The 26,333-nt window shown below is 62.8% G+C and carries 24 protein-coding genes; 19 read left to right on the forward strand and 5 right to left on the reverse strand.

Going from position 1 to position 26,333, the window contains the following annotated elements:
- Positions 1 to 4 precede the first annotated feature (4 nt).
- Positions 5 to 946: an SDR family oxidoreductase gene (locus tag RCF49_RS04990; protein WP_342642939.1), complete on the reverse strand. Its 942-nt coding sequence runs from the start codon at positions 944 to 946 to the stop codon at positions 5 to 7.
- A gap of 285 nt (positions 947 to 1,231) precedes the next feature.
- Here RCF49_RS04990 and RCF49_RS04995 point away from each other — a divergent pair, with 285 nt between their 5' ends.
- From RCF49_RS04995 to RCF49_RS05065, 15 genes are all read left to right on the forward strand, one after another.
- Positions 1,232 to 2,014 (forward strand): enoyl-CoA hydratase-related protein, encoded by a 783-nt coding sequence (locus RCF49_RS04995; RefSeq protein WP_342642940.1) that lies wholly within the window; start codon positions 1,232 to 1,234, stop codon positions 2,012 to 2,014.
- A 1-nt stretch (position 2,015) separates the two neighbouring features.
- A complete protein-coding gene (locus tag RCF49_RS05000) occupies positions 2,016 to 3,857 on the forward strand; it encodes an acyclic terpene utilization AtuA family protein (protein WP_342642941.1) in 1,842 nt (613 codons plus the stop codon).
- Complete coding sequence (locus tag RCF49_RS05005) at positions 3,854 to 4,555, forward strand: TetR/AcrR family transcriptional regulator (protein ID WP_342642942.1); 702 nt, start codon at positions 3,854 to 3,856, stop codon at positions 4,553 to 4,555. Before RCF49_RS05000 ends, RCF49_RS05005 begins: the two co-directional genes overlap by 4 nt.
- Positions 4,552 to 5,352, forward strand: a complete 801-nt coding sequence (locus RCF49_RS05010) for an ABC transporter ATP-binding protein (protein WP_342642943.1) — start codon at positions 4,552 to 4,554, stop codon at positions 5,350 to 5,352. Before RCF49_RS05005 ends, RCF49_RS05010 begins: the two co-directional genes overlap by 4 nt.
- Positions 5,349 to 6,194, forward strand: coding sequence for an ABC transporter ATP-binding protein (locus RCF49_RS05015; protein WP_342642944.1), 846 nt, complete (start codon positions 5,349 to 5,351; stop codon positions 6,192 to 6,194). The genes RCF49_RS05010 and RCF49_RS05015 overlap by 4 nt, the downstream gene beginning before the upstream one ends.
- Positions 6,191 to 8,041: an AMP-dependent synthetase/ligase gene (locus RCF49_RS05020; protein WP_342642945.1), complete on the forward strand. Its 1,851-nt coding sequence runs from the start codon at positions 6,191 to 6,193 to the stop codon at positions 8,039 to 8,041. Before RCF49_RS05015 ends, RCF49_RS05020 begins: the two co-directional genes overlap by 4 nt.
- Positions 8,041 to 8,913, forward strand: coding sequence for a branched-chain amino acid ABC transporter permease (locus tag RCF49_RS05025; protein WP_342642946.1), 873 nt, complete (start codon positions 8,041 to 8,043; stop codon positions 8,911 to 8,913). Before RCF49_RS05020 ends, RCF49_RS05025 begins: the two co-directional genes overlap by 1 nt.
- A gap of 3 nt (positions 8,914 to 8,916) precedes the next feature.
- Positions 8,917 to 9,963 carry a branched-chain amino acid ABC transporter permease gene (locus RCF49_RS05030; RefSeq protein ID WP_342642947.1) on the forward strand — a complete coding sequence of 349 codons (1,047 nt, stop codon included), beginning with the start codon at positions 8,917 to 8,919 and terminating at the stop codon, positions 9,961 to 9,963.
- Between the two features lie 43 nt (positions 9,964 to 10,006).
- The gene (locus tag RCF49_RS05035) at positions 10,007 to 11,191 is read left to right on the forward strand and encodes an ABC transporter substrate-binding protein (protein WP_342642948.1); all 1,185 of its coding nucleotides are present in this window, start codon (positions 10,007 to 10,009) and stop codon (positions 11,189 to 11,191) included.
- Positions 11,192 to 11,260: 69 nt separating this feature from the next.
- Positions 11,261 to 12,739, forward strand: a complete 1,479-nt coding sequence (locus RCF49_RS05040; protein WP_342642949.1) for an acetyl-CoA carboxylase biotin carboxylase subunit — start codon at positions 11,261 to 11,263, stop codon at positions 12,737 to 12,739.
- A complete protein-coding gene (locus RCF49_RS05045; protein ID WP_342642950.1) occupies positions 12,739 to 13,242 on the forward strand; it encodes an acetyl-CoA carboxylase biotin carboxyl carrier protein subunit in 504 nt (167 codons plus the stop codon). Before RCF49_RS05040 ends, RCF49_RS05045 begins: the two co-directional genes overlap by 1 nt.
- A gap of 6 nt (positions 13,243 to 13,248) precedes the next feature.
- Positions 13,249 to 14,853, forward strand: coding sequence for an acyl-CoA carboxylase subunit beta (locus tag RCF49_RS05050; RefSeq protein WP_342642951.1), 1,605 nt, complete (start codon positions 13,249 to 13,251; stop codon positions 14,851 to 14,853).
- Between the two features lie 20 nt (positions 14,854 to 14,873).
- Positions 14,874 to 15,809 (forward strand): NAD(P)H-dependent flavin oxidoreductase, encoded by a 936-nt coding sequence (locus tag RCF49_RS05055; RefSeq protein WP_342642952.1) that lies wholly within the window; start codon positions 14,874 to 14,876, stop codon positions 15,807 to 15,809.
- 49 nt (positions 15,810 to 15,858) lie between these two features.
- Complete coding sequence (locus tag RCF49_RS05060; protein WP_342642953.1) at positions 15,859 to 17,415, forward strand: class I adenylate-forming enzyme family protein; 1,557 nt, start codon at positions 15,859 to 15,861, stop codon at positions 17,413 to 17,415.
- Positions 17,416 to 17,473: 58 nt separating this feature from the next.
- Positions 17,474 to 18,391, forward strand: a complete 918-nt coding sequence (locus RCF49_RS05065) for an MBL fold metallo-hydrolase (protein WP_342642954.1) — start codon at positions 17,474 to 17,476, stop codon at positions 18,389 to 18,391.
- A 65-nt stretch (positions 18,392 to 18,456) separates the two neighbouring features.
- Here RCF49_RS05065 and RCF49_RS05070 read toward each other — a convergent pair whose 3' ends face one another.
- The 4 genes from RCF49_RS05070 to RCF49_RS05085 form a co-directional block, all read right to left on the reverse strand.
- A complete protein-coding gene (locus tag RCF49_RS05070) occupies positions 18,457 to 20,103 on the reverse strand; it encodes a long-chain-fatty-acid--CoA ligase (RefSeq protein WP_342642955.1) in 1,647 nt (548 codons plus the stop codon).
- Positions 20,104 to 20,303: 200 nt separating this feature from the next.
- On the reverse strand, positions 20,304 to 20,525 hold the full coding sequence (locus RCF49_RS05075) for a hypothetical protein (protein ID WP_342642956.1): 222 nt from the start codon (positions 20,523 to 20,525) through the stop codon (positions 20,304 to 20,306).
- Between the two features lie 235 nt (positions 20,526 to 20,760).
- Entirely contained in the window at positions 20,761 to 21,573 is an 813-nt protein-coding gene (gene fabI / locus RCF49_RS05080; protein WP_342642957.1) for an enoyl-ACP reductase FabI, read from the reverse strand.
- A gap of 142 nt (positions 21,574 to 21,715) precedes the next feature.
- Positions 21,716 to 22,186, reverse strand: a complete 471-nt coding sequence (locus RCF49_RS05085) for a glycine zipper domain-containing protein (protein WP_342642958.1) — start codon at positions 22,184 to 22,186, stop codon at positions 21,716 to 21,718.
- A gap of 175 nt (positions 22,187 to 22,361) precedes the next feature.
- Here RCF49_RS05085 and pdxH point away from each other — a divergent pair, with 175 nt between their 5' ends.
- From pdxH to RCF49_RS05105, 4 genes are all read left to right on the forward strand, one after another.
- Positions 22,362 to 22,994 carry a pyridoxamine 5'-phosphate oxidase gene (gene pdxH, locus RCF49_RS05090; RefSeq protein WP_342642959.1) on the forward strand — a complete coding sequence of 211 codons (633 nt, stop codon included), beginning with the start codon at positions 22,362 to 22,364 and terminating at the stop codon, positions 22,992 to 22,994.
- Between the two features lie 13 nt (positions 22,995 to 23,007).
- Entirely contained in the window at positions 23,008 to 23,763 is a 756-nt protein-coding gene (locus RCF49_RS05095) for an SDR family NAD(P)-dependent oxidoreductase (protein WP_342642960.1), read from the forward strand.
- The gene (locus RCF49_RS05100) at positions 23,756 to 24,901 is read left to right on the forward strand and encodes a trans-sulfuration enzyme family protein (protein WP_342642961.1); all 1,146 of its coding nucleotides are present in this window, start codon (positions 23,756 to 23,758) and stop codon (positions 24,899 to 24,901) included. The genes RCF49_RS05095 and RCF49_RS05100 overlap by 8 nt, the downstream gene beginning before the upstream one ends.
- A 105-nt stretch (positions 24,902 to 25,006) precedes the next feature.
- A complete protein-coding gene (locus RCF49_RS05105) occupies positions 25,007 to 26,314 on the forward strand; it encodes an NAD(P)/FAD-dependent oxidoreductase (RefSeq protein ID WP_342642962.1) in 1,308 nt (435 codons plus the stop codon).
- Positions 26,315 to 26,333: the final 19 nt, after the last annotated feature.

The raw sequence follows: 26,333 nt of genomic DNA on the forward strand, positions 1-26,333 counted from the left end.
CGGCCTATTTGAAATAGTCGGGCTTCGGGATCGCCCAGAACTCTCCCCATAGGCGGCCGCCGCCATCAACGGTGAGCGTTTCGCCCGTGATGAACTTGCCCGAAGGCCCTGCAAGATAGGCGCAGGCTTCGGCGACATCGAAGGCATCCCCGAAGCGCATCATCGGGTTCGACCGCTTATAGCTCTCGCGCGCCTCATCTGAATAGACCACGTGCCCCTCGGTCATGATGGCACCGGGGGCCACGCAATTCACGCGTATGCCATACGGGATCCACTCCACGGCCACGGATCGCGTGAGACCGATCACGCCGGCTCGGGCGGCGCAGGTATGCGCGACCCCTGGCATGCCGCGGTCGACCACCGTGACAATGTTGACGATCGAGCCCGGAATGCCCGCATCCCGCCAGCACTGGGCCGCCACCTGCATCATCGCCCAGGTACCATTGAGATTGGTATCGATGACGGCGTTCCAGCCCTTGGCGGAATAGTCGATGGCGGCCTGCGGGAACTGCCCGCCCGCATTGTTGATGAGGATCGTCGGCAGCCCCGATCCTCCCTTTGCCCCAGCGAACAGGGAGTCGATGGAGTCCCGGTCGCGAATGTTCAGCGCACGGGTTTGAACCTTGAGGCCTGCTGCCCGCATCGGTGTCGCAGCGGCATCAAGCCGCTCAGGTTTGCGGCCCGCAATGATGATCTCGGCACCGAGGCGGCCAAACAACCAGGCCGTGGCCTTGCCCAAGCCCGAACCGCCCCCTGTGACCAGGACCCTTTGGCCGACGAACAGATCGCTTCTGAAGACCGGCTGATAGGCGGCAAGCTCTTCATCGCTCAATCCAAATTGTCGCGCTTCCGTCATCTCCACCCGAACTTCCCGCCGGTCATTGCTGTGCCGGCTTTTCATTTTGGCATTGACACCCGCCAGCGGATGCCCGTTAATGAGGCTCACTCACTTAACCGCATCCCCGGTCCGAAGTCAACGCGCGGGTCCACGGGGAAATGAGAGTCGCAAAGCGGCCGAGAGTGGAGGAAACATGCAGGAGCCCGGAAAGCTGAGAGCAACTTCGCGTTAGATCGCCTTCACCAAGGCCGACGTCATACCGTCATAGGGATTAACGGGCCGCGAGTCCTCACATCTCCTCCTCCGGAGCGGGAGCCTAGGACTCTACGTCATCCCGTTTTGATGAATTCAATTCATCTTTCTGAACAACCTGTCGATCAGCATGTGATGAAAATGTCCGATCCCGTTCTCATGGAGCGCCGCGGTCCCGCGCTATGGATCACGATCAACCGGCCGGAGCGGCGCAATGCCATCAACGAAGCCGTGATCCGTGCCATCGGTGGCGGCATCACCGAGGCGCAAGGCATGGATGATGTGCGCGCGATCGTTCTCACGGGCGCGGGCGACAAGGCATTCTGCGCAGGCGGCGATCTCAACCCCACCGCTGAGGGTATTCCCTTCGTCGTGGACCCCGCCAATCCCCGCAATTACGTCGTTGATCTCTTCAAGCTGGTCGAGGATTGCAGCCTCCCGATCATCGCACGGGTGAACGGCCATGCCTTGGCTGGCGGCCTCGGGCTCCTCTGTGCCTGCGATCTTGCCATAGCGGCTGACCATGCCACGTTCGGCACGCCCGAATCAAAGATCGGGCTCTTCCCGATGATGATCCTGCCCTATCTCATGCGCACTCTCTCACGCCGCCGGCTGATGGAGCTGTGCATCACGGGGGACGCGCTCACCGCCGCCGAAGCGCTCGAAGCAGGCCTCGTCAATAAGGTGGTGCCTGCCGGTGAGCTTGATCAGGCCACCGACGAACTCATCACACGCATTGCCGGGCGCTCCCCCACCGCCATTCGCCTGGGCAAGATGGGCTTTCATGCCATGCAGGACATGAGCATCCGTGAGGCACTCGAATTCGCGCAATTGATGCTGCCCATGATGGCGCGCACCGAGGATGCCCGCGAAGGCATGCGCGCTTTCCAGGAGAAACGTCAGCCCAACTGGACGGGGCGGTGACATGAGCGCCATGGGCGACAAAATGCTGCGAATCGGCTGCGGCGGTGGCTTCTGGGGCGATACCGGGGAAGGTCCGGCGCAACTCGTCCGCTCCGGTCAGATCGACGTGCTGGTGGTGGACTACCTCGCCGAGATCACCATGTCGCTTTTGGCGCGCGCCCGGGCCAAGGACCCGGCGGGCGGCTTCGTTCCGGATTTCGTCCAGGCGATTGGCGCGCTCGGGCCCGAACTTGCCGAGCGCCGCATCCGCGTGGTGGTCAATGCGGGTGGGGTCAATCCGCTCGGTTGCCGCGATGCCCTCGCCGCAAAACTCGCGGCAAGCGGCGTGTCGCTCAAGATCGGTGTGGTGCTCGGCGATGATGTCAGCCCGCTCATGGAGCGGCTGCGCGAGGAAGGCGTCACCGAAATGTTCAGCGGGGCGCCGCTGCCGGCCAAGCCGTGGAGCGCCAATGCCTATCTCGGCGCCTTCCCGATCGCGGCGGCCCTTGCCGAGGGTGCCGACGTGGTGATCACCGGGCGCTGCGCCGACAGCGCTCTGGTGCTGGGACCCATGATCCATGCCTTCGGCTGGCAGCCTAGCGACTATGACCGCCTGTCCATGGGCAGCCTCGCCGGCCATATCGTCGAATGCGGCGCGCAAGCAACCGGCGGCCTTGCCACGGACTGGCAGGATGTCGAGGGCTGGGACGATATGGGCCTCCCGATCGTCGAATGTAGGTCCGACGGCAGCTTTATCGTTACCAAGCCCTCCGGCACTGGCGGCAAGGTGACACCGGAAACAGTCTCAGAGCAGATTGTCTACGAGATCGGCGATCCCGCGGCCTATATCCTGCCCGATGTGGTGGCGGACTGGCGCGATGTGCGGCTGACCCAGGTTGGCCCTGACCGGGTTGAGGTCACCGGCGCGCGCGGCCGAGCGCCTACCCGCCATTACAAGGCCAGCATCACCGCACCCGACGGCTTCAAAGCAGTCGGCACCCTGATGATCGGCGGCCGCGATGCAGCCTTGAAGGCCCGGCGCACCGCGGAGGCGATCCTCAAGCGCAGCCGGCGGCTGATGAACGCGCGTGGGCTCCAAGATTTCCGCCGCGTGTCCGTCGAGGTGCTGGGCGCCGAAGACACCTATGGCCCCCATGCACGCGCTGCCCGCTCGCGCGAGGTCATCCTCAAGGCGGCAGTTCACCACGACGACAAGGCGGCTTGCGAGATCTTCTCCCGGGAATTCCTGCCCAGCGCCACCGCCATGGCCCAGGGCATCACCGGCTTTGCCGCCGGCCGGCCCAAGGTATCGCCAGTGGTGCGGCTCTATTCCTGCCTGGTGGATAAGAGCTGGCTCAATCCCACCATCGTCGTGAACGGCGAGGAGCAATTGGTCAGCACCTTCATTCCCAACGAGGACGCCAACCCAGAGATTACACCTGACCTTCTCAGCCCGGCTCCGCCCTCTGTTCCGGAAGGCCCGCGGGTCACCCTTCCGCTCATCGCCCTGGCCTATGGCCGCAGCGGTGATAAGGGCGACTTTGCCAATATCGGCATCCTCGCGCGGCGGCCCGAATTTTTGGCCGTGATCGCCGAGGCGGTCACACCCCGCGCGGTCGCCGACTATTTCGCCCATATTCTCGAAGGGCCGGTCGAACGCTTCCCCCTTCCCGGCCTTGGTGGCTTCAACTTTCTCCTGCACAACGCGCTGGATGGTGGCGGAATTGCCTCCCTGCGCCATGATCCGCAGGGCAAGGCTTTCGCCCAGATGCTGCTCGATATCCCGGTCCCCGTTCCCGCCGCATGGCTCGCGTCGGGCGGCCCGCTGCAGAACTCACCCTATGTCGGCGAGGTCCTGGCATGAGCCCGCAGGCCCGCCGCATCGTCAACCGTTTGCCGCGCGAGCGGCGCGAACGCGACATTCTGGCCGCTGCGAGCGCGGTCTTTGGCGAACAAGGTTATGAGAATGCCTCCATGGCCGAGATTGCCGCGCGCGCTGGCGTCGTCGAAGGCACCATTTACAAATACTTCAACAACAAGCGCGATCTCATGCTGCAGGTGCTGAGCCGCTGGTATGAGGGCATGCTCGCCAATTACGAGGAGCATCTGTCTGGCATCCAGGGAACCGAAAACCGGTTGCGCTATGTCATCTGGCGCCATCTGGCCTTCATTGCAGCCAATCCGGCTCTCTGCCGCGTGTTCTTCCGCGAGGTGCGCACGGGCGGTGATTATGATCGCTCAACCATCCAGGACCTCAACCGCCGCTACACACATTTCGTCATCGCCATCCTGCGCGAAGGGCTTGCCCGGGGTGACATCAAGCATGACCTCTCCTTGGGTCTCGTGCGCGATCTCATTTACGGCGCCATCGAGCATCACACCTGGAAATATGTCTGCGGCCTAGGTGAGCTCGATCCAGATGCTGTGGCCGATCAGCTCTGCCTTGTGGTGTTCCGCGGCATTGCAGCCGATGCGGTCGGAGATCGCCTGGCCGAAACGAGCGCCAGGCTGGAGCGCCTCGCCGACCGTTTCGAGCAGATCGCGGGGAGGAGCTCCGGATGAGCACCGTCCTGTCCCTGACCAACATCCAGGTCCTATATGATCGCGCAATAGAGGCGGTCCGCGATGTTTCCTTGAATGTCCAGCAGGGCGCCATCATCGCCCTGCTCGGCTCCAACGGCGCCGGCAAGTCGACCGTTCTCAAGGCGATCTCCGGCATCCTCGATCGCGAGGAAGGAGAGATCGTTGGCGGCAGCATCCTCTTTGAGGGTGCCAGCATTGCCGGTCGCACAGCTGACCAGATCGTGCGCGCAGGCCTCTTGCAGGTGCCGGAGGGGCGCGCCCTGTTTCCAACTCTGACCGTCGAGGAAAACCTCCTGATGGGCGGCTATACCCGCAATGCTGCCCACAACGCGGAATCATTGGAGCAGGTCTACACCCTCTTTCCCCGCGTCAAGGAGCGGCGTACGCAAATTGCCGGCTATCTCTCAGGTGGCGAGCAGCAGATGGTCGCCGTGGGGCGCGCGCTCATGGCCAAGCCCCGTATTCTCATGCTGGATGAGCCCAGCCTCGGGCTTGCCCCTCAGGTCATCGACGGCATCTTCGAGACCATCATCCGGCTCAATCGCGAGCATGGCCTCACCGTCCTGCTGGTCGAACAGAACGCTCAGCTTGCCCTGAGCGTCGCAAGCTACGGCTACATCATGGAGAACGGCCGCATCGTGCTCGATGGCCCCGCGGAGAAGCTGCGCAGCAACGCCGACGTGCAGGAATTTTATCTGGGCTTCGCCGCCTCCGGCCAGCGCAAGTCCATGCGCGAGGTCAAGCACTATAAGCGCCGCAAGAGGTGGCTGTCATGACGCGCATGTCCAATGCCGCGCTCGCCCCTTCTCCGGCCCCGGAGCCGATGGCCCCCGCAAAGCCGACCACAGCGCCATTGCTGGAGGGTGCTGGCCTGACCAAAACCTTCGGCGGCCTGCGCGCTGTATCCGACGTGAGCTTCGCCGTGCCCCGTGGCACGATCTGTTCGCTCATCGGCCCCAACGGAGCGGGCAAGACCACCCTTTTCAACCTGATCAGTGCCGTGCTGCGCCCCACCTCCGGCCACGTTGTCTTTGATGGCAAGGACATCACCAAGGCGCCCACCTATACCCTGGCCAAGCGCGGCATTGCCCGCACCTTCCAGAACCTCGCCGTCTTCAAGCATGAGACGGTGGTGAACAATCTGCTGGTCGGCATGCATGCCCATCTCCGCACCGACCCCTTCTCTGCCGCCATCTTCTTCGGCCGGGCGCGCAGGGAAGAGATCAAGGCCCGCGAAAGGGTCGAGGAGATCATCGAATTTCTGGAGATCGAAGATATCCGCGACCTGCCCGTTGGCACCTTGTCCTATGGCATGCAGAAGCGGGTTGAGCTTGGCCGCGCGCTTGCGGTCAATCCACGGCTCCTGCTGCTAGATGAGATGGTCTCCGGCATGAACCAGGAGGAACGTGAAGATATCGCCCGGCTCATTCTCGATTTGAAGGAGGAGCTTGGGGTCACCGTGCTGATGGTCGAGCACGACATGGGCATCGTGATGGACATCTCCGACCGGGTGTTCGTGATGAACTATGGCGAGAAGATTGCTGAAGGCACTCCTGCCGAAGTCTCGGCAAATCCCGTGGTGGTGGATGCCTATCTCGGGCGGAGGTCGGCAGCATGAACCCGCTGGATCTCAAGCAGCTGGAAAAGCTCACCCTGCCGCAGGTTTTGGCGGCGCGTGCCAAGGCCCATCCTTCAGAGCTTGCCCTGCGCGAGAAGGTGCGTGGCATTTGGCGGCGCACCACCTGGGCTGACTATTTCCGCAATGTGCGGATGACGGCGCTTGGCCTCTATGCCCTCGGCTTCCGTCCCGGCGACCGCCTGGCGATTGCCAGCGAGAACACGCCGGAATGGTATTATGCCGATCTCGCAGCCCAGATGCTGGGCGGTGCGGGCCTTGGCATCTATCCCACCAATCCCTGGCCGGAGCTGCAATATATCATGCGCCATGCCCGGGTAAGGCTGGTGGTCTGCGGCGATCAGGAGCAAGCGGACAAGGTGATCGACGCGAGCCGCCACGAAGGCGGCCTGCCCGATCTCGAAAAGCTGATCTGCGTCGACATGCGCGGCCTGCGGAGCTACGACCGCAGCAATCTCATGTCCTTCGCCGACCTGCTCGCGCTTGGGCAGAAATCGCAAGCAGCCCACGGCGCCGCCGTCGATGCGCTGCTCGCTGCCGGCAAGCCCGATGACACCGCGATCATCGTCTATACCTCCGGCACCACCGGCATGCCGAAGGGCGCGATGCTCTCCCACCGCAACATGCTCTATTCGGCAGCGCGCGTCGTGGAGACGGCGGGGCTTTCCGCCGAAACCTATTCGGTGGTCTGCTATCTCCCGCTTTGCCATGTGGCCGAGCGCTCATTCTCCCTCTGCATGCACCTTCTCTCCGGGGCGCCGGTCAATTTCGCCGAATCCGTCGATACCGTGGTTGAGAACCTGCGCGAGATCGCACCGCTCGGCTTCCTCGGTGTGCCGCGCATCTGGGAGAAGATGCAGCAGCGCATCCTCTTCCGGGTGAAGGACACAACCCCGCTGCAGCGGCGCGTGTTCGACACGGCCATGCGCCTTGGCCGCCCGATTGCCGAGCGCCGGCAGGCCAATGGCGGCGCATTTGCCAGCCCCCGCGACCAGCTGATCTATCGGCTCCTCTACCTCGCCTGCTTCCGCGCCCTGCAGCGCTTCGTGGGGCTTGATCGCCTGCGCTGCGGCTTTTGCGGCGGGGCGACCGTCTCGCCCGAAGTGCTGCTCTTCTTCTGGACGCTCGGCGTTCCCGTCTATCAGATCTACGGCATGACCGAGACGGGCGGTGTCAGCCATATGCAGCGCCCCGGCTTCACCCGCAGCGGCTGCTCTGGCCTTCTGATCGATGGCCTCGAGCAGCAGGTTGCCACCGATGGCGAATTGCTGTTGCGCGGCCCCTCCGTCTTCAAGGGCTATCTGTTCGATGACGTCGCCACCGCCCGGGCGCTGGAGAATGGCTGGCTCCACACGGGTGATGTGACCGAACTTGAGGATAATGGCGAATTGCGTGTCATCGACCGCAAGAAGGACATCCTCATCACCTCCGGCGGCAAGAACATCACCCCCTCGCTCATAGAGAACGCCCTCAAGGACAGCCTCTATATCCGCGAGGCGATCCTGCTCGGCGATGGCCGTCACTTCGTCTCGGCCCTGATCCAGATCGATTACGAGACGGTCGGCCAATGGGCCCAGTCCCGGGGCATTGCCTACACCACCTATCGCACCCTCGCTGAGAACCCGCAGGTGAAAGACTTGATCCAGGGCGAGGTCGACAAGGTCAATGCCCGTTTCGCCCGCGTCGAGAACATCCGGAAATTCGTGCTGCTCGCCAAGGAGCTCGACCATGACGATGGCGAACTGACTGCAACCATGAAGGTGCGCCGCCGGGTGATCGAGCAGAAATTCCGCGAAGAGATCGTCGCGATCTACGGGAGTGCGGCCTAATGGACTTCTTCCTGCTGCTGCTCGCCACCGGCCTCGTCTCGGGCGCCGCCTATGGCATGATCGCGATGGGCTTTGCCCTGATCTACAAGGCCACGGGCGTTGTGAATTTCGCCCAGGGCGAGCTGGTGATGCTCACCGCCTATATCGCCTTCTCCATTGCCGCGAGCCTCAACCTCTCCTTCTTTCCCCTGGTGGCGGTCACCGTGCCCATCGCCATGGTGCTGGGCCTCCTGCTCGAGCGGATTTTCATCCGTCCGATGCTGGGCGAGCCGATCTTCTCCATCGTCATGGTGACCATCGGCTTGGCCGTTATCATCCGCGGCGTCACCATCATGATTTGGGGCCCCGACCCGTTCGACTTCCCGGCGGGGCTTCCAAGCGATGTCGTCTTCATCGGCAATATCCCCTTCTATCCGGCCCAGCTTTATGCCCTCGGTGCACTGGCCGTGCTGGTGGCGGCCGCTTGGTTCTTCCTCCACCGCAGCCGCATGGGCATTGCCATGCGCGCCGTTGCCGCCAATGAGAAGGCAGCCATGCTCATGGGCATCGGCGTTGCCCGCATTCATGCATTGGCCTGGTCGCTCTCATCCGCCATAGCCGCCGTCGCCGGCATCCTCTTTGCCGCCAATTTCAAACTCGGGCCCGATCTATGGTTCCAGGGCCTGAAATCCTTCCCCGCCGTCATCCTCGGCGGCCTCGACAGTGTGATCGGCGCCGCGATTGGCGGCCTGGTCATCGGTGTCATCGAGAACATGGCGCAAGGTTATCTCGGCCAGGGCCTGCGTGAGATCGCCGGCTTCGTGGTCATCGTGCTGGTGCTGATGATCAAGCCATATGGCCTGTTCGGCGAGCGGGAAATCGAGAGGGTCTGAGCCATGCGCACCGGTCATTTCAAAGAGAGCTATGCCGAGCTGGTGGCCCTGAGCGACAGCACCGTCACCTGGGCCTGGGTGGCAGTCCTCATCGCCGCGCTGATCGGCCTGCCACTTTTCGTCGGCAACTATTCGCTATCCCTCGCATCGGGCGCCATGATCGCCGTTATTGGCGCTGTCGGCTTGAACCTGCTTGTCGGTACCACCGGCCTCATCTCCATTGGCCAGTCTGGCTTCCTCGCCATCGGCGCCTATACAAATGCGCTTCTTCTGGCTGATCATGGCTGGCCCCTTTGGGCGAGCATTCCGGCAGCCGGTGTGGTCTCGGCCCTCATTAGCCTCCTCGTTGGCATCCCCTCCTTGCGGCTCAAGGGGCTTTATCTCGCGATCACCACCCTCGCCTTCGCCTTCATCGTCACCCACGTGATCCTCTATGCCGAGGACATCACCCATGGGCCCAACGGCGTGTTCCTGCCCAAGGTTTCCGCCTTTGGCTTTGATCTCTCGAGCGATCGCCCCTTCTATTATTTCGCCTTGGCCATCACCATCGCCGTGGTGCTCGTCGCGCTGAATCTTTCGCGCACCCGCATCGGCCGCGCCTGGATGGCCATCCGCGATCATGACATCGCAGCCAGGGTCATGGGCATCGATCTCGTCCGCTACAAGCTGCTCGCCTTCATGATCTCGTCCTTCCTGGTGGGGATCGGCGGCGCGCTCATGGCGCTTCACATCCGCTTCGTGAATATCGACGTCTTCGGCCTCATCCTGTCGATCGAGGCATTGGCGATGATCATCCTCGGCGGTTTGGGCTCGATTGCGGGCGCGATCTTGGGGGCGATTTTCCTCTCGCTCCTGCCGGAGGTGATCCGCATCGCCTTTGCAACCTTCGGCGATCCCTCCTCCACCACCTACACGTCCTATGTCTACGAGATCAGGGGCATCGCCTATGGCGTCGTGATCGTCGCGTTTCTTCGCTTCAAGCCTGATGGTCTCATCGGCTTCTGGAGAGATATCCGCCGTTACTGGAGCAACTGGCCGCTCGCCTACTGACACAAGAACTGCCTGAACCGGGCGCGAATTGGGAGGAAACAGAATGCGCATGAAATCTGTGGGGTTGGGGCTCTTGGCCCTTTTGATGGCGTCGACCGCCCACGCTCAGGATCCCGGTGTGACCGACACTGAGATCAAAATCGGTGACGTGAACATCCTGACCGGCCCCGCCTCCTTCATCGGCCGGGCGGTTTCCGTTGGCTCCAAGCTTGCCGCCGCCGAAATCAACGAAGCTGGCGGCATCAACGGCCGCAAGATCGTCGTCGCCACCGAGGATGACGGATATGTGCCCGCCCGCTCTTTCCAGGCCTTGAAGAAGCTCATTGAAGTTGACGGCATCTTCGCTCTCAACGGCACCTCCGGCACCGCCAATATCCTCGCCATGCTGCCGCTGATCGAGGAGAACAACCTGCCGACTGTCGTGACCACGACGCCCACGGAGCTTGCCTACAAACCAGTGCGGCCTTCGGTCTTCACCATCGGCGCCCGCTACCAGGATGCCTTTTTCGGCCAGCTCAAATACATCCATGAGAAGTTGGAGCCGGAGAATGCCGTTTATGGCCTCATCCGTCAGGATGATGACTTCGGTGTCACCGTTGAAGGGGGCTATGACCGCGCCATCAAGGAGCTCGGCCTCAAGGATGGTATCCGCCTGAAATTTAAGCGCGGCACCACCAACTTCTCAGCCGAGGTTGTGCAGATGCGGGCCGCCGGCGTCAATGTGCTCGCCAATGGCGGCATCATCGCCGGCGCTGCCAATATCCTGGGCGAGGCACGCAAGCTCGGCATGGATCTGCAGGTGGCCTCCGTGTGGAGCGAGGACATGCCGCCCTCCGTCAAGCTCGCCGCTCCCGCGGGCTATCCCTATCTGGTCGCCGATTACGTCGCCCTCAATGATGCGGCGACCGACGCCTTCCACAAGCTCGCCGAGAAGCACTTGAGCACCGGCGAGGTCGAGGCGATCAATCGCTATTCCTACATCACCTATGTCGGCCTCAAGGTCCTCGCCAAAGCCATGGAGGGCTGCGGCAAGGAATTGACCCGCGCCTGTACCATCGAGCAGCTGCGCAAGATCAAGGACTTCGACACGGGCGGCCTCACTGCCCCGATCAGCTTCGACAATGAGAAGCAGCTCTCCGGAACCGCGGTGAAGATCTATCAGCTCGATCCGGCCAGCCAGAAGTTCAAGACGCTGGTCGATTTCACCGAATATTCGCCCAACGACTAAGTCGAACCGGACCACGCCGGATAGGCCACCTCCGGCGTGGTGCCGCAAACCCCAGAACCGAGTATTCCGATGACAAAGCCCTTCAACCGTGTCCTCATCGCCAATCGCGGCGAGATCGCGGTTCGCATTGCGAGCACTCTGCGTAAGCTCGGCATCGAAAGTGTTGTGGTCTACCACGCCGCCGATCGGGCAAGCCCGGCCGTAAGCCTCGCCGACCACGCGGTCGAGATCTCCGGCGCAACACCCGTCTCAGCTTACCTCGATGGCGACCAGATCATTGAGGCTGCCCGCAGGACCGGCGCTGAAGCCATTCATCCCGGCTATGGCTTTCTTTCGGAGAATGCCGGCTTTGCTAGGGCGGTCGCCTCCGCCGATCTGGTCTTTGTCGGCCCCACTCCTGATGCGATCGAGCTGATGGGCGATAAGATCCGCGCCCGCGCCTTTGTCGAGAAGCACGGCTTTCCCGTTGCGCCTTCCGCCATCGAGGATGATGACCCCCGCAGCTTCACCAAGCGCGCCCGGGCCGTAGGCGCCCCGCTTCTGATCAAGCCCTCAGCCGGTGGCGGTGGCAAAGGCATGCGCATCGTCCGCGATCTCGATCTGCTCGATGAGGAGATCGAGCGCGCCCGCAGCGAGGGCCAGCGCTATTTCGGCGATGGCAGGCTTTACGTCGAGCGCTACGTGGAGAACCCGCGCCACATCGAGGTGCAGGTTTTGGGGGATGCCCACGGCCATGTCGTGCACCTCTTCGAGCGCGAATGCTCGGTTCAGCGCCGCTTCCAGAAGATTGTCGAGGAAACCCCCTCACCTGCGCTAACGGCCGAGCTGCGCCAGAAGATCTGCGAAACCGCCGCCGGCATCGCCCGAGCGGCGGGCTACCGCAATGCCGGCACGGTCGAGTTCATCTATGGTAATGGCGAGTTCTTCTTCCTTGAAATGAACACCCGCCTGCAGGTCGAGCATCCCGTCACCGAAATGATCACGGGCGTCGACCTCGTGGCCGAGCAGTTGCGGGTGGCGGCCGGCAATCCCTTGCCATTTACCCAGGAAGAGATCACAGCCCGTGGCCATGCCATCGAATATCGCATCTATGCGGAAAGCCCCGCCCGTGGCTTCACCCCGACCACGGGCAAGGTCCTGCGCCTTGCCATGCCCGAGGGTGAAGGCATTCGCATCGATAGTGGCATCCGCGAGGGCCAGGCGGTCACCTCGGCCTTTGATCCGATGCTGGCCAAGCTCATCATTTATGGTGCCGACCGGGGCCAGGCGCTGGCCCGGGCTGACAAGGCCTTGGCTGAGTTCGCCCTGCTGGGCTGCGAGACCAATGTCGAGTTCCTGCACCGGCTGAACGCCGACCCGGCCTTTCGGGAAGGCAATGTCCACACCGGCTTCCTCGATGCCAATCCCGCGCTTGCCGAGCCAGCGCCCCTGCCCGAGGCAACCTTGCACCGTCTGCTCGCGGCGGCAGCGCTCTCGGTCCGCCCGGTGCGCGATGCGGCAGACGCAATTCCCGAACTGCAAGCGGCCATGGGCGCCTGGAGAAATTGATGAAGCACGTCTTTGTTCTCGATGATGCCGACTATGCGCTCTGGCTTGGCCGCGACGCGAGTGGCTATCGCATGGCGCTGGGTGATGAGCGCTTTTCTGTGGCCCTGGCCCCCAACAACCGTGGTCGTGACCATCTCACGGTCGATGGTGTCGAGACCTCCGCGCTCATCGCCGTCGATGGCGACATCGTGCACATCCATGTCGATGGCGTGACCCGCAGCCTGCAGTGGTTAGACTCCATCGCCCGCTATGCCGCCCAGTCCGGCGCATCCGCCGACGACATCATCACGGCCCCCATGCCGGGCACGGTGATTTCCGTCTCGGTGGAGGCCGGCCAGCAGGTTGCGCGCGGCGAGACCCTGGTGGTGATCGAGAGCATGAAGCTCGAAACGGCGATCAAGGCCCCCCGCGATGGCATCGTGGAGATCGTTCACGTGAGCGCGGGGCGAACCTTCGACCGGTCTGCCCCCCTGGTCACCCTCGCGCCCGCGACAGGAGCCTGATTTCCCATGCGCATTGAATCGCGTATCGATACCTCGTCTGAGGAGTTCCGGGCCAATATGGCCCATAATCGCGGGCTCGTGGCCGATTTCCGTGCGCGCCAGCAGAAGGCGCGCTTCGAGCGGCCAACCCGTGACTTCGACCGGCTGAAGCGCCAGAACAAGCTGTTCGTGCGCGAGCGCCTCGACCTGCTGCTTGATCCGGATACGCCCTTTCTCGAGCTTTCAACCCTTGCCGCCAACATGTCCTATGACGGCGAGGTCCCGGGCGCCGGCAATGTCACCGGCATCGGCATCGTTGCCGGCCGCGAGGTCATGATCCACGCCGACGATGCAAGCGTGAAGGGTGGCGCATGGTATCCGCTGACCATCAAAAAGATGGTGCGGGCGCTCGATATCGCCATCGAGAACCGGCTGCCCGTCGTTCATCTCTGCGACAGCGCAGGCGGCTTTCTGCCCCTGCAGGCGGACCTTTTCGCGGACAAATACCTGGCCGGACGCCTGTTCCGCAATCAGGCGATCCTGTCGAAGCGCGGCATCCCGCAGGTCGCGATCGTGCTCGGCCATTGCACGGCGGGCGGCGCCTATATCCCGGCTCTGAGCGAATATAACGTCATTGTCCGCCGCACCGGGGCGATTTTCCTTGGCGGCCCGCCGCTGGTGAAGGCGGCGACCGGCGAAGAGGTCACGGTCGATGAGCTGGGCGGTGCCGATGTCCACACCCGCATTTCTGGCACCGCCGACTATCCCGCCGACACCGAGGAACAGGCAATCGCCATCGCCCGCGATATCGTCGCCCAGTTCCCGCGACCCAATAAGCTGCGGATCGAGCAGATTGCCCCTGAGCCCCCCTATTATGACCCGGAGGAGCTCTACGGCATCATTCCCCGCGACATCAAGGTGCAATTCGACATGCGCGAGGTGATTGCGCGCATCGTCGATGGCAGCCGCTTCCATGAATATCAGCCCGCTTACGGCACCACGCTCGTCTGCGGCTATGCTCATATCTGGGGCTACCAGGTCGGCATTCTCGGCAATAACGGCGTGCTCTTCAACGACTCGTCCCTGAAGGCCGCCCATTTCATGCAGCTGTGCAATCAGCACCGCGTGCCGATGATCTTCCTACAGAACATCACCGGCTACATGGTGGGCCGCGACTATGAGCATCGCGGCATCACTAAGGATGGCGCCAAGATGATCATGGCCGTGGCCGGATCGGAGGTGCCGAAGATCACGGTCATGGTGAACGGATCTTTCGGTGCCGGCAATTACGGCATGTCGGGTCGCGCCTTCGACTCGCGCTTCCTCTTCGCCTGGCCTCAGCATCAGATCTCGGTCATGGGTGCCGAGCAGGCCGCCAATGTGCTTGCCGAAATCAAGGTCCGCCAGCTCGAGCGCCATGGCCAGACCTTGACGCCTGAGGAGATCGCGGCCATCCGCGATCCGATCCTTGAGGAATACCGCCGCCAATCCAGCGCCTATTACTCAACCTCGGAAATCTGGGATGATGGCATTCTCGATCCCGTGGACACCCGCAACGCACTCGGCATTGGTTTGAGCGCAGCCCTCAATGCCGAGATCGACCGCCCCCATTATGGCGTGTTCAGAATGTGATTTCAGGGAGATAGAACCTGATGCCGCTACCGCAATCTCTACAGGGCCGCCTGAAGGCGCCGATCATCGCTGCGCCGATGTTCCTGACCTCGGGCCCCGACCTGGTGGTCGAGACCTGCAGGTCGGGCCTCCTCGGCACCTTTCCCGCCTTGAACCAGCGCACCAGCGAAGGCTACGCTGCCTGGCTCGATGAAATTGAGCAGCGCCTCGCCGAATTCCCCGAGACAGCCCCTTTCGGCGTCAACCTGGTGGTCCATCGCAGCAACCCGCGGCTTGCCGCCGATCTCGAGCTTACGGTGAAGCACAAGGTGCCGTTGATCATCACGTCCCTTGGCGCCGCCAATGAGGTTGTCGAGGCCGTGCATTCCTACGGTGGCGTGGTCTTTCACGACGTGATCGGCTTCCGGCATGCGGAAAAGGCGGTCGCCGCTGGGGTTGACGGCCTGATTGCCGTCTGTGCGGGCGCCGGCGGGCATGCAGGAACGCTAAGTCCCTTTGCCTTCATCCCCGAGCTGCGCGCCATGTTCGATGGCACCGTCATCCTCGGCGGCTGCATCTCGAACGGTCGCCAGGTCGCCGCCGCCCGCATGCTCGGTGCCGACCTCGCCTATCTCGGCACCCGCTTCATCGCGACCAGAGAGAGCTTCGCCCCACAGGGCCACAAGCAAATGATCATCGACGGCCGCGCCTCCGACATCGTCTACACCCCGGCCGTTAGTGGCGTGCATGGCAATTTCCTCAAGCCCAGCCTTCTCGCGCACGGGATCGACGAGGAGGCAATGGCAAGCCCCGCCAAGCTCGATTTCGGCACCGATGGCGAGGCCAGAGCCTGGAAGACCCTGTGGTCGGCGGGCCAGGGTGTCGGTGCTATCGACGACATTCCGGCCGCTGCCGAACTCTGTGCGCGCCTCATCGCTGAATACAACCAAGCCCTTCGCCTGCCGGAAGCGGCCTGACAAGAGCCGTGGGCAGCCATTTTCGAGGAAACGCCTGGGAGGTCACGCAATGCCGCAAGCGCCCTCATGGAGCACGACCACGGCGGGCAAGACTTGGCGCGCCGGTCGGCTGACGGTCTATGAACTCTTTCGCAGCCGCGCTCGCCGGCAGCCCCAGGCTCTGGCCATCGAGCATGCCGGCGGAATGCTCACCTATGGCGAGCTGCATGACCGTGTTCTTCGCTTGTCCGCCGTTCTCGCGAGCCGCGGCCTCACCCGCGGCGACCGGGTGGCGATCCTCTCCGAGAACCGGCTGGAATATGTAGAGCTCGAGCTGGCGGCCGCCCGCAACGGCCTGATTATCGCCTGCCAGAATTGGCGCCTGGCGGCCGGCGAGCTTCGCCACTGCATCACCCTCGTCGAGCCAAAGCTGGTACTGGTCTCGGCACGTTATACTGAGCCCCTTGCAGCCCTCAATCTCAACCTGCCCGTCATCAATATCGATGCGGAATACGAGCAGCTCTTGGCCACGAGCCCGGACCCGGCGGAAATTGCCGCGGCAGGTGATCCGGAGGTCGATCCCGAAGATGGCCTCGTGATCCTTTATACCAGCGGCACCACTGGCCTGCCTAAAGGCGCGCTGATCAGTCATCGCGCCGAAATCGCCCGCATGACCGTCTTGGCGATTGATCTCAACATCACCTCTGAAGATGGCTTCATCGCTTGGGCGCCCTTATTCCACATGGGCTCGACCGACCAGACCCTGGCAGCGCTGATGGCGGGGGCGCCGGTGATCGTCATCGATGGCTTCGATGCGCGCCGCATCGTCGATGCGGTGGCGCGTTATAAGCTCGGCTGGCTCTTACTGATGCCGGGCTCGATCGAGCCCGTCGTCGAGATCATGCGTCGCGAGGGTACCGTACCGAAGGGCGTGAAGGCCTGCGGTGCCATGGCCGATCTCGTGCCCCTCCAGCTCATTGCCGAGCTGAGCGGCCTCATGCGCGCGCCCTATCTCAACAGTTTCGGCGCCACCGAAACGGGCCTGCCGCCCGGGAGCGGTGCCGTGCTGCCACCCGGCGAGGTGCCGAAATCGCTCTCGAAGCGGCTGAGCTCGCTTTGCGACGTGATGCTGGTCGACCCGGCCGGCCATCCGGTGCCCGATGGCGAGCCCGGCGAGATCGCCATCCGCGGCGCCACCGTCTTCAGCGGCTACTGGAACGCGGAAGAAACCAATGCCCGCGACTTTGCCGATGGCCGGTTCCGCATGGGTGACCTTTTCCGGAAGAACCCGGACGGCACCTATGACTTCGTCGATCGTGCAAAATACATGATCAAATCCGGCGGCGAGAACATCTACCCCGCCGAGATCGAGCGGGTGCTCCTGTCGGATGCGCGCGTCGCCGACGCCGTGGTGGTGCGCAAGCGTGATGAGCGCTGGGGCGAAATACCCGTCGCCTTTATCGCCCGGCACACCGAGGATCTGACCGCCGCCGAGATCGACGCGCTCTGCCGGCGTGAACTTGCCGGTTATAAGCGCCCGAAGGAGGTCCGCTTCATCCCCTTTGCGGAATTCCCGCGCTCGACCACAGGCAAGATCCTGCGGCACGAGCTGGAGAAGCTGCTCTGACCCGGCGCTTTACGGATCTATCTGCGGCTGCTAACCCTCTCGCGCAAAGGAGACGGCTATGGTCGACATTCCCTTCGAGCGTGAGATGGAATTCACCCCCGGCGAGGCACTACAGGTATCCCCTTTGATTCGCCGGTTGGTTGCCCCCAATCCCAGCGCATTCACGTTCAAGGGGACCAACACCTATATTGTCGGCCGCGGTTCCGTCGCGGTTATCGATCCGGGTCCGGATGATGACGAGCATTTCGCAGCGCTGATGCGGGCGCTCGATGGCGACACCGTGAGCCACATCGTGGTGACCCACACCCATCGCGACCACTCGCCCTTGGCGGCCCGCCTCACAGCGGCAACCGGCGCGCCGACCATTGCCTTCGGTCCCCATGGCGCGGGCCGCAGCAATGGTGCTGCCCTCGCCTCAGGCAGCGTGCAGCTCGATGCCTCGGGTGATACGGACTTCCAGCCCGATCAGGAAATCCGCCATGGCGAGGTGATCGACGGCAGGGACTGGCATCTCGAGGCGGTCTTCACCCCCGGCCATACCTCGAACCACATGGCCTTCGCGCTGCTTGAGGAGAATGCTTTGTTCTCCGCCGATCACGTGATGGCCTGGTCGACCAGCGTGATCGCCCCGCCCGATGGCAATATGGCCGACTACATGGCCTCGCTGCGCTTGTTGCTCGACCGCGATGATGAGATCTACTGGCCGGGGCACGGGCCGGCCAAGAAGGATCCGCGACCCTTCGTGCGCGCCTTCATCACCCATCGCCAGATGCGCGAGCAGGCGATCCTGTCGCGCATTGAGGCGGGCGACCGCAAGGTGATGGACGTCGTGAAGAAGGTCTACAGCTCCGTCGACCCCAAGCTGCATCCCGCAGCCGCCATGTCGGCGCTCGCCCATGTGGAGCATCTCATCCACCTGGGCAAGGTCAGGGGCAACGGCCCTCTGTCGCTCGACACGGACTATGTCCCCGCATGACCGATCGGCCCCGACGGGACGCCCCGTCTGAATGATCGGCGCCGACCGATCAGCGCTCCGCGCTCTTATTCCGCCGCCTGGACTGTCGGCAGTCGGTAATCAGCAAAGCGCTGCCGAAGGGCAAGTTTCGAGATCTTGCCCGTCGCGGTGTGCGGGATCTCCTCGATGAAGACCACGTCGTCCGGCAGCCACCACTTCACGACCTTGTCCTTGAGGAAATCGAGGATCTCCTCCTTCTGAACGGCCATCTCCGGCTTTTTCACCACGATCAGCAAGGGCCGCTCGTCCCATTTGGGATGAGGCACGCCAATCACTGCCGCTTCCGCCACCGCCGGATGCCCCATGGCCGCATTCTCGAGATCGATTGAGGAGATCCACTCACCGCCCGACTTGATCACATCCTTGGCCCGGTCGGTGATCTGCATGAAGCCCCATTGATCGAGCGTGGCAACGTCGCCCGTGTCGAAATAGCCGTCTTTGTCCAGGATCTGCCCACCCTCACCCTTGTAATAGGCGCGCGCAACCGCCGGCCCCCGCACGACCAGGTGCCCGAAGGTCTTCCCGTCATTGGGCAGAACCTTGCCGTGGTCGTCCTTGATCTCCATCTCGACGCCGAAATAGGGCCGCCCCTGCTTGAGTTGCAGCGGCCACCACTGCTCATGCCCGAAATTGGCAGTGGCGCCGGACCGATTGGCGAGCGAGCCGATCGGGCTCATCTCCGTCATGCCCCAGGCATGCACCACGCGCGTGTCGTATTTCTTCTCGAAGGCGACCATCATCGCTTCCGGGCAAGCCGAGCCGCCGATCAGCGCCCGTTCGAGATAGGGCAGCTTGAGCTCCGGGTGTTTCTCGAGATGCTGCAGCAGCATGAGCCAGACGGTCGGAACGCCGGCCGTGAACGTGACGCGCTCGCTATCCAGGAGCTCATAGATCGAGGCACCATCCATCTTAGGCCCAGGAAGCACCAGCTTTGAGCCCGCCATGGGCCCTGAGAAGATGAGCGACCAGGCATTGGCATGGAACATCGGTACCACCGGCATGACCGTGTCGCGCGAGCTGATCGCCATGGCATCCGCTGCGCACAGCGCCATCGCATGGAGAACATGCGAGCGCTGGGAATAGACCACGCCCTTCGGGTTTCCGGTCGTGCCCGAAGTATAGCAGATGCCGCAGGCGCTCTGCTCATCGAGCTTCGGCCAGACAAAGCCTGCATCGCCCTCGGCAATCAGCTCCTCATAGCAGAGAGCGTTGCGCAGCTTGGTCGCCGGCATGTTTGCCCGGTCGGTCAGGATGATGAAGCCTTTGACCGTCGGGATCTTCTCCTGCAGAGCCTCCATCTGCTCGACGAAGGTTAAGTCTAGGAATAGATACTGATCTTCGGCGTGATTGACGATATATTCGAGCTGATCGGCAAACAGCCGGGGGTTCAGCGTATGCACCACCGCCCCGAGCCCCATGAGCCCGTACCAGATCTCCATGTGGCGATAGCCGTTCCACGCCATGGTCGCGATGATGTCGCCGGCCTTCAGCCCCAGCTTCTTTTGCGCCACATCCGCGAGTGCCCGCGACCGGCGCGCGCACTCGACATAGGTGTAGCGATGGATGGGACCTTCCACGGTCCGCGAGACGATTTCGCTTGTGCCGTGGTAGCGGCTCGCATGATCCAGAATGCGGTGGATCAGCAGCGGCCAGTCCTGCATCAAACCCAGCATCGAGTCTTCTTCCTCCTTGGGGGCGAGCAGCTCACGCCCGCACATCTTAGAGGCGACTTTAGTGTATCAGATGCAAGTCTGGGAACCGCTTTTAGGAAGAATGAGCAGGTGCCTGCTGCCGATGCGGGACTCGCTTGTGCCACAGCACCTCTTCTGGTGCGTGCTGCGCGGCCGCACCCTCGCAAAACGCCCGATCTGGATCAATGAGCCCAAGGATTATCGCTTGGCTGAGGCTGAACGACCGGATCGTTGGATGAGTGATCATGAAACAGCACATGACCGAGCCCGTAGCCCAGAAGGCTGGCGAGGCCGCTGGCCACAGGCAATGCGATGGCCCCGACCTTGAGGCCAGTGCTGAGATCGTCGTATTCGATTGGCAGCGAGGGCACGAGGTCTGGATGGTAGGATCCAGTTTTTCCCATAACAAATTCCTTCAATATGATTCTTCGAGAGAACCAAGGTGATCGCGATATGGCCCCGCGTTGGAGCCAAGCACACCGCACCATTGGTCGGCATCAATGGAGATGTGACTACATTGGCCACGATCGATATGCAACTATATGTTGCAGCGCCCTCACCAGAGCTTGCCTAGCAGCTTGGAGTGACAGGAGCAGCCAAAAGCCCGGCTGCGCTGCGTTGTGCTAGGCTGGGTGGCGATCACACGACCGAAATATCTGGCGCTTCCGGATTTTTCATGCCGACGATGTGATATCCGGCGTCCACATGCACGATCTCACCGGTCACGGCAGATCCGAGATCGGACAGCAGAAACACCGCCGAATTGCCGACCTCGTCGATGGTCACCGTGCGCCGCAGCGGCGAGTTATATTCGTTCCATTTCAAGATGTAGCGGAAGTCACCGATGCCCGAAGCGGCCAGCGTCTTGATGGGGCCGGCAGAAATGGCGTTCACCCGGATCGCGCGGCTGCCGAGATCCGCGGCCATGTAGCGAACGCTCGCCTCCAGTGCCGCCTTGGCAACGCCCATGACATTGTAATGGGGCATCCACTTCTCGGCGCCGAAATAGGTCAGCGTCAGCATGGAGCCGCCATTGTTCATGAGCTTCTCGGCCCGCTGCGCGGCAGCCGTGAAGGAATAGCATGACACGTTCAGTGTCTTGGCGAAATTGTCCGGGGTCGTATCGATATAGCGCCCCGTCAGCTGATCCTTGTCCGAGAACGCGATGCAGTGGACGAGAAAATCAAGCCCGCCCCATCTCTGCTCGATCGCAGCAAAGGCCTCGTCCAGAGATGCACCATCCGTCACGTCGCAAGGCACCACCAGGTCGGATCCGAGCTGCTGTGCGAGCGGCTCGACTCGCTTCTTCAACGCTTCGCCTTGATAGGAAAGGGCGATCTCGGCGCCATGGCGGGCGCACGCCTGGGCTATTCCCCAGGCGATCGAACGGTTGTTCGCAACGCCCATGATCAGCCCGCGTTTGCCTGTCATGAGCGCCTTCGGCTCGGTCATGCTGTCCTCAAAAACGGATGTGGAGGCCACTACCCACCCCAATGGTGCGCGCATCCTACACAAATCGCTTTTGAGGTCTAGGAAAATGGCGAGACGGCAGGGAGGCAGCGAGTACGGCTGTATGGGGGCAGGCCCCTTTTCGTCAGCCGACCACCCGCCAGGAGCCGTCCGCCAGCTGGCAAGCCGTGCCGTGAACCACTTCGCGCCGGCCATTGACGAACATCCGATGTGAGAAGTCCCGGCACATTTCCGGGCCGCGATAATAGGTCTCCTCGGGAATGAACTCGCCGTAATAGCCACGCGGATCATCCCACCTTTGCCGCCGCCCCGACGAGAACGCCGCCTCGGCGGCGTAATAGGCCCGCGCCCGTGCCTGCTCGTCCAGCGAATAGCCCACCTGATTGCCGAGCACCGCACCCAAGGCGGCTCCCACCACGGTTGCACCGGCGCCCCCGACGGCACTGCCGATCAGTCCGCCGGCGACACCACCGACAACGGTTCCGGCCGCCTGATTGCCTCCCCAGGCCTGGGGCTGGTAGGGATTGGGGCCAGCACATCCCGCAAGTGCGACGGCACCTGCGAGCGTGAGTGATGCAACAGTCATCTTGATCATGGGCTTCCCCTGAGACACAAACGCAAATCAGATTGGGCACGCAGCAAGCTTCTAGCAGCACGCATGGACGCGCCCCCCGCTTCGCCTTCTCTTCCAATCAAATGCGCCAAGACTATGGCCGCGGACTGAGGTAGAACCCATGTCGAAAACCGATGGTTCAGGAAAGGGCGCCCCCATGGAGACTGAAGCGAGCACGGCCCAAGCAGGCGAGCACATCTCGGCCGCGCCCGATGAACCCATCACCATGTTCGAGGCCTGGATGGCCGAGGCTGCGGCAAGCGAACCGAACGATCCGAACGCCATGAGCCTCGCCACCGTGGATGCCGACGGCACACCGAATGTGCGCATGGTTCTGCTGAAGGGCGTGGATCCCCGCGGCTTCGTCTTCTACACCAACCTCGAGAGCCAGAAGGGAAACGAGCTTGCGGCCAACCCCAAGGCGGCCCTCTGTTTCCACTGGAAATCGCTCAGGCGGCAGATTCGCATTCGCGGCCTCGTTGAGCCGGTGAGCGATGCTGAAGCGGATGCCTATTTTGCCTCCCGCCCGCGCGACAGTCGGATAGGCGCTTGGGCCTCACAGCAATCGCGTCCGTTGGAAAGCCGCTTCGCCCTGGAGAAAGCGGTGGCAAAATTCGCGGCGAAATATGCGATCGGTGATGTGCCGCGCCCGTCTTACTGGTCAGGCTTTCGCATCATCCCCATATCCATGGAATTCTGGCAGGATCGGCCGTTCCGATTGCACGAGCGCATCCGCTTTGACCGAGAACGAGAAGGCTCGCCCTGGACGAAATCGCGCCTCTATCCTTGAGGAACCAAGCAGCATGATTGCGAATGAGGATACCGAGCGCAAAACGCTCATCTTGACCGGCGCAAGCCGTGGCATTGGCCACGCGACCGTCAAGCGGTTTTCCAGCGCCGGCTGGCGCGTGATCACCTGCTCCCGGCACGGCTTTCCCGAGAACTGCCCTTGGGATGCGGGCCCGGAGGATCACATCCAGGTCGACCTTGCCCATCCCGAGGATGTCGATCGCGCCATCGCCGAGATGCGCGAACGCCTGAAGGCCAATGGCAGCCGCCTGCACGCGCTGGTCAACAATGCCGCCATCTCGCCCAAGGGACCGGGAGGCAGCCGGCTTGCGGCGATCGATATGGATATTGAGGATTGGAAGACGGTCTTTCAGGTCAATCTGTTCGCGCCCATCATGCTGGGCCGTGGCCTGCTCGATGAGCTCAAGGCAGCCAAGGGTGCGATTGTGAATGTCACCTCGATCGCCGGCAGCCGGGTTCATCCCTTCGCCGGTGCCGCCTATGCGACCTCCAAGGCGGCCCTCTTCGCCCTGACCCGTGAGATGGCGCATGATTTCGGCCCGCTTGGCATCCGCGTGAATGCCATATCGCCAGGCGAGATCGACACATCCATCCTATCGCCTGGCACGGAAAAGCTCATCGAGGATATCCCCATGCACCGCCTCGGCAAGCCCGAGGAGGTGGCCAAGGCCATCTATTTCCTGTGCACCGATGCTTCGAGCTACGTGAATGGCGCGGAGCTTCACATCAATGGCGGCCAGCATGTCTAACTTCAAACCGAGCCCGCGCTCGCGCATCGCTCAGATTGGCCATTTCATCGACCCCGAACATGGCGCGATCATTCCGCCTCTGCAATTTGCTACGACCTTCGCCCGTGACGAGAACCACGAGCTGATCGGCAACTATCTCTATTCCCGCTATGGATCGCCGACCGTTGCTCAGGCCGAGGCAAGCCTGGCCGAGCTTGAAGGCGCAACGGCCGCCCAGCTCTATGCCTCGGGGCTTGCCGGCATCGTCGCCATCTGCGAAAGCCTGCGCAGCGGCGATCACATGGTGATGCCGCGGATCATGTATCATGGTGCGCAGGCCTGGATGAAGCGCATCGCCGAGCGCCGCAACATCGGGCTCGACGTCTTCGAGACCGACGACCTGGAGAGCCTGGCGAAGGCCGTCCGCAAGGGCAAGACGAGGCTGGTTTGGGCCGAGACCATCGTCAACCCGACCTGGGACGTGCTCGACATTGCCCGCGCCGCTGAAATCGCGCACGAGGCCGGCGCGCTGCTCGCGGTCGATTCCACCTGTGCGCCGCCGGTGACCACGAAGCCTCTCGATCTGGGCGCCGATATCGTCTTCCATTCCGCAACCAAATATCTCAATGGGCACAGCGACTTGACCGGCGGCGTGATCGCGGGCCGCGAGCCCAATGCCATCTGGGAGGATGTTGCCCAGACCCGCACTCTCCTCGGGTCGGTTATGGCGCCCTTCGAGGCCTGGCTGTTGATGCGCGGCCTGCGCACCGTCTTCGTCCGCTTCGAGGCGATTTCGCGCTCGGCAGAGCGCATCGCGAGCGTTTTGGAGAGCCATCCCAAGATCGAGCGCGTTCTTTATCCCGGACTTGCAAGCCATCCCGCGCACGGGCTGGCCGCCGAGCAGATGCGGAACGGCTTCGGCGGCATGATGTCGATCCTTGTCAAAGGCGGTGAAGCAGAAGCGCGGCGCTTTGCATCTCATCTGCAGGTGTTCTTGCCCGCAACCTCCCTCGGCGGCGTTGAAAGCCTCTGTGAGCACCGCCGGACGGTGGAAGGTCCCTCCTCGGCAGTTGCGCCCAACCTCATTCGTCTCTCGATCGGCATCGAGGACCCTGATGATCTCATCCGCGATATCGATCAGGCACTCGAGCAAATCTGATCCGAGCCATCATTGCCTCGCGGCCGCACGCCGGCTCTGAGCACTTCCCGAGCCAATAGATCACATCCTCTTTCCCCCAGAACGGCCATGCCTGCTGACTTGCAAATGTCCCCTGCCCCGGTACCAGCCGCAGAGGCCCGCAACGTCCTCGTTATCGGCGCAGGTCTCGTCGGCCTCTGCTCGGCCCTCTGGCTCCAGCGTTTAGGCCACCGCGTCACCATCGCGGATCGCGATCCGCCCTTGCCCGGCTCGTCCTATCGCCACGCCTGCTCCTATGGGAATGCCTGCACGGTTGCGTCCTATGCCGTGATCCCCGTGGCAACGCCCGGCATTGCCTGGCGCGTGCCGGGCATGCTGGCCGATCCCGCGGGCCCCCTCGCCATTATGTGGCGCTACATGCCAGCATTGGCCCCATGGTTGCGCGCTTTCATCGCAAGCTCGACCGCGCAAGAGGTCGAGCGAATCGCAACCATTTTGCAGGGCCTTCTGGCCAATGCCGAGGCAGCCTATGCCCCCCTCCACAAGGATGCCGGCACCGAGGCGCTGATCCGTCGCGAGGGTGCTCTTTACCTCTATAAATCCGATGCAGAGTTCAATGCAGATCAGGAGCGCTTTGCCCTCTATGCGCGACACGGCATTCGCTTCGATATGCTGGATAAGTCCGCGATTCATGATCTCGAGCCGAACTTGGCCCCGATCTATCACCGCGGCATCCTCTTTCGCGACGGGCACCATTTCAACAGCCCCAAGGCGGTCGCCATGGCCTTTGCGGCGCATTTCCAAGCGAGGGGTGGTGAATTTCTCTCAGGCGAGGTGCTCGCGCTCAACCCCACGGCCACGGGCCTGCGCGCTGAACTCGGTCATGCCGCTCATGAATATGATCGGGCAGTGGTCGCGGGCGGTGCTTGGTCGAAAGATCTCGCCCGCAAGGTAGGCGATGACATCCTGCTCGATACCGAGCGAGGCTACCACGTTCTCTACCCCGACGCTGGTCACCTGCTGAACCGGCCCGTCTGCTTTGCCGAACAAGGCTTCTACATGGTGCCTATGGCGGATGGGCTGCGGGCGGCGGGCACGGTGGAGCTTGGCGGCCTCAAGCTGCCGATGCGCAAGGCCCGTACCGATGCGATCAGGACGAGCGTCGCTCGTTTTGTTCCCCAGGCAGGACACGGAACGGATGAGTGGATGGGCTTTCGGCCTTCCATGCCGGACAGCCTGCCGGTCATCGGCCGCTCGCCCAGCGAACCCCGCGTGATCTATGCCTTCGGCCATGGCCACATCGGATTGACTTTGGCCGGTGTGACGGGGCGCCTTATCGCTGATCTCGTCTGCGACAGGCAACCTTTTATCGACCTCAACCCGCTGCGACCGGTACGCTTTAGCCCGTGGGGACGGCCGCTTGCCTCGCGCTGAAACGGCGGCCGCCCCATGG

Origin of the sequence: Rhodoligotrophos sp. CJ14, assembly GCF_038811545.1 — a bacterium.
Classification (GTDB): domain Bacteria; phylum Pseudomonadota; class Alphaproteobacteria; order Rhizobiales; family Im1; genus Rhodoligotrophos; species Rhodoligotrophos ferricapiens.

Bases quoted from the DNA above. Each gene is read 5' to 3' on its own strand.
- RCF49_RS04995 (WP_342642940.1), top strand. From the start codon at position 1,232: ATGTCCGATCCCGTTCTCATGGAGCGCCGCGGTCCCGCGCTATGGATC.
- RCF49_RS05000 (WP_342642941.1), top strand. From the start codon at position 2,016: ATGAGCGCCATGGGCGACAAAATGCTGCGAATCGGCTGCGGCGGTGGC.
- RCF49_RS05005 (WP_342642942.1), top strand. From the start codon at position 3,854: ATGAGCCCGCAGGCCCGCCGCATCGTCAACCGTTTGCCGCGCGAGCGG.
- RCF49_RS05010 (WP_342642943.1), top strand. From the start codon at position 4,552: ATGAGCACCGTCCTGTCCCTGACCAACATCCAGGTCCTATATGATCGC.
- RCF49_RS05015 (WP_342642944.1), top strand. From the start codon at position 5,349: ATGACGCGCATGTCCAATGCCGCGCTCGCCCCTTCTCCGGCCCCGGAG.
- RCF49_RS05020 (WP_342642945.1), top strand. From the start codon at position 6,191: ATGAACCCGCTGGATCTCAAGCAGCTGGAAAAGCTCACCCTGCCGCAG.
- RCF49_RS05025 (WP_342642946.1), top strand. From the start codon at position 8,041: ATGGACTTCTTCCTGCTGCTGCTCGCCACCGGCCTCGTCTCGGGCGCC.
- RCF49_RS05030 (WP_342642947.1), top strand. From the start codon at position 8,917: ATGCGCACCGGTCATTTCAAAGAGAGCTATGCCGAGCTGGTGGCCCTG.
- RCF49_RS05035 (WP_342642948.1), top strand. From the start codon at position 10,007: ATGCGCATGAAATCTGTGGGGTTGGGGCTCTTGGCCCTTTTGATGGCG.
- RCF49_RS05040 (WP_342642949.1), top strand. From the start codon at position 11,261: ATGACAAAGCCCTTCAACCGTGTCCTCATCGCCAATCGCGGCGAGATC.
- RCF49_RS05045 (WP_342642950.1), top strand. From the start codon at position 12,739: ATGAAGCACGTCTTTGTTCTCGATGATGCCGACTATGCGCTCTGGCTT.
- RCF49_RS05050 (WP_342642951.1), top strand. From the start codon at position 13,249: ATGCGCATTGAATCGCGTATCGATACCTCGTCTGAGGAGTTCCGGGCC.
- RCF49_RS05055 (WP_342642952.1), top strand. From the start codon at position 14,874: ATGCCGCTACCGCAATCTCTACAGGGCCGCCTGAAGGCGCCGATCATC.
- RCF49_RS05060 (WP_342642953.1), top strand. From the start codon at position 15,859: ATGCCGCAAGCGCCCTCATGGAGCACGACCACGGCGGGCAAGACTTGG.
- RCF49_RS05065 (WP_342642954.1), top strand. From the start codon at position 17,474: ATGGTCGACATTCCCTTCGAGCGTGAGATGGAATTCACCCCCGGCGAG.
- RCF49_RS05070 (WP_342642955.1), bottom strand. From the start codon at position 20,103: ATGCTGGGTTTGATGCAGGACTGGCCGCTGCTGATCCACCGCATTCTG.
- RCF49_RS05075 (WP_342642956.1), bottom strand. From the start codon at position 20,525: ATGGGAAAAACTGGATCCTACCATCCAGACCTCGTGCCCTCGCTGCCA.
- fabI (WP_342642957.1), bottom strand. From the start codon at position 21,573: ATGACCGAGCCGAAGGCGCTCATGACAGGCAAACGCGGGCTGATCATG.
- RCF49_RS05085 (WP_342642958.1), bottom strand. From the start codon at position 22,186: ATGATCAAGATGACTGTTGCATCACTCACGCTCGCAGGTGCCGTCGCA.
- pdxH (WP_342642959.1), top strand. From the start codon at position 22,362: ATGGAGACTGAAGCGAGCACGGCCCAAGCAGGCGAGCACATCTCGGCC.
- RCF49_RS05095 (WP_342642960.1), top strand. From the start codon at position 23,008: ATGATTGCGAATGAGGATACCGAGCGCAAAACGCTCATCTTGACCGGC.
- RCF49_RS05100 (WP_342642961.1), top strand. From the start codon at position 23,756: ATGTCTAACTTCAAACCGAGCCCGCGCTCGCGCATCGCTCAGATTGGC.
- RCF49_RS05105 (WP_342642962.1), top strand. From the start codon at position 25,007: ATGTCCCCTGCCCCGGTACCAGCCGCAGAGGCCCGCAACGTCCTCGTT.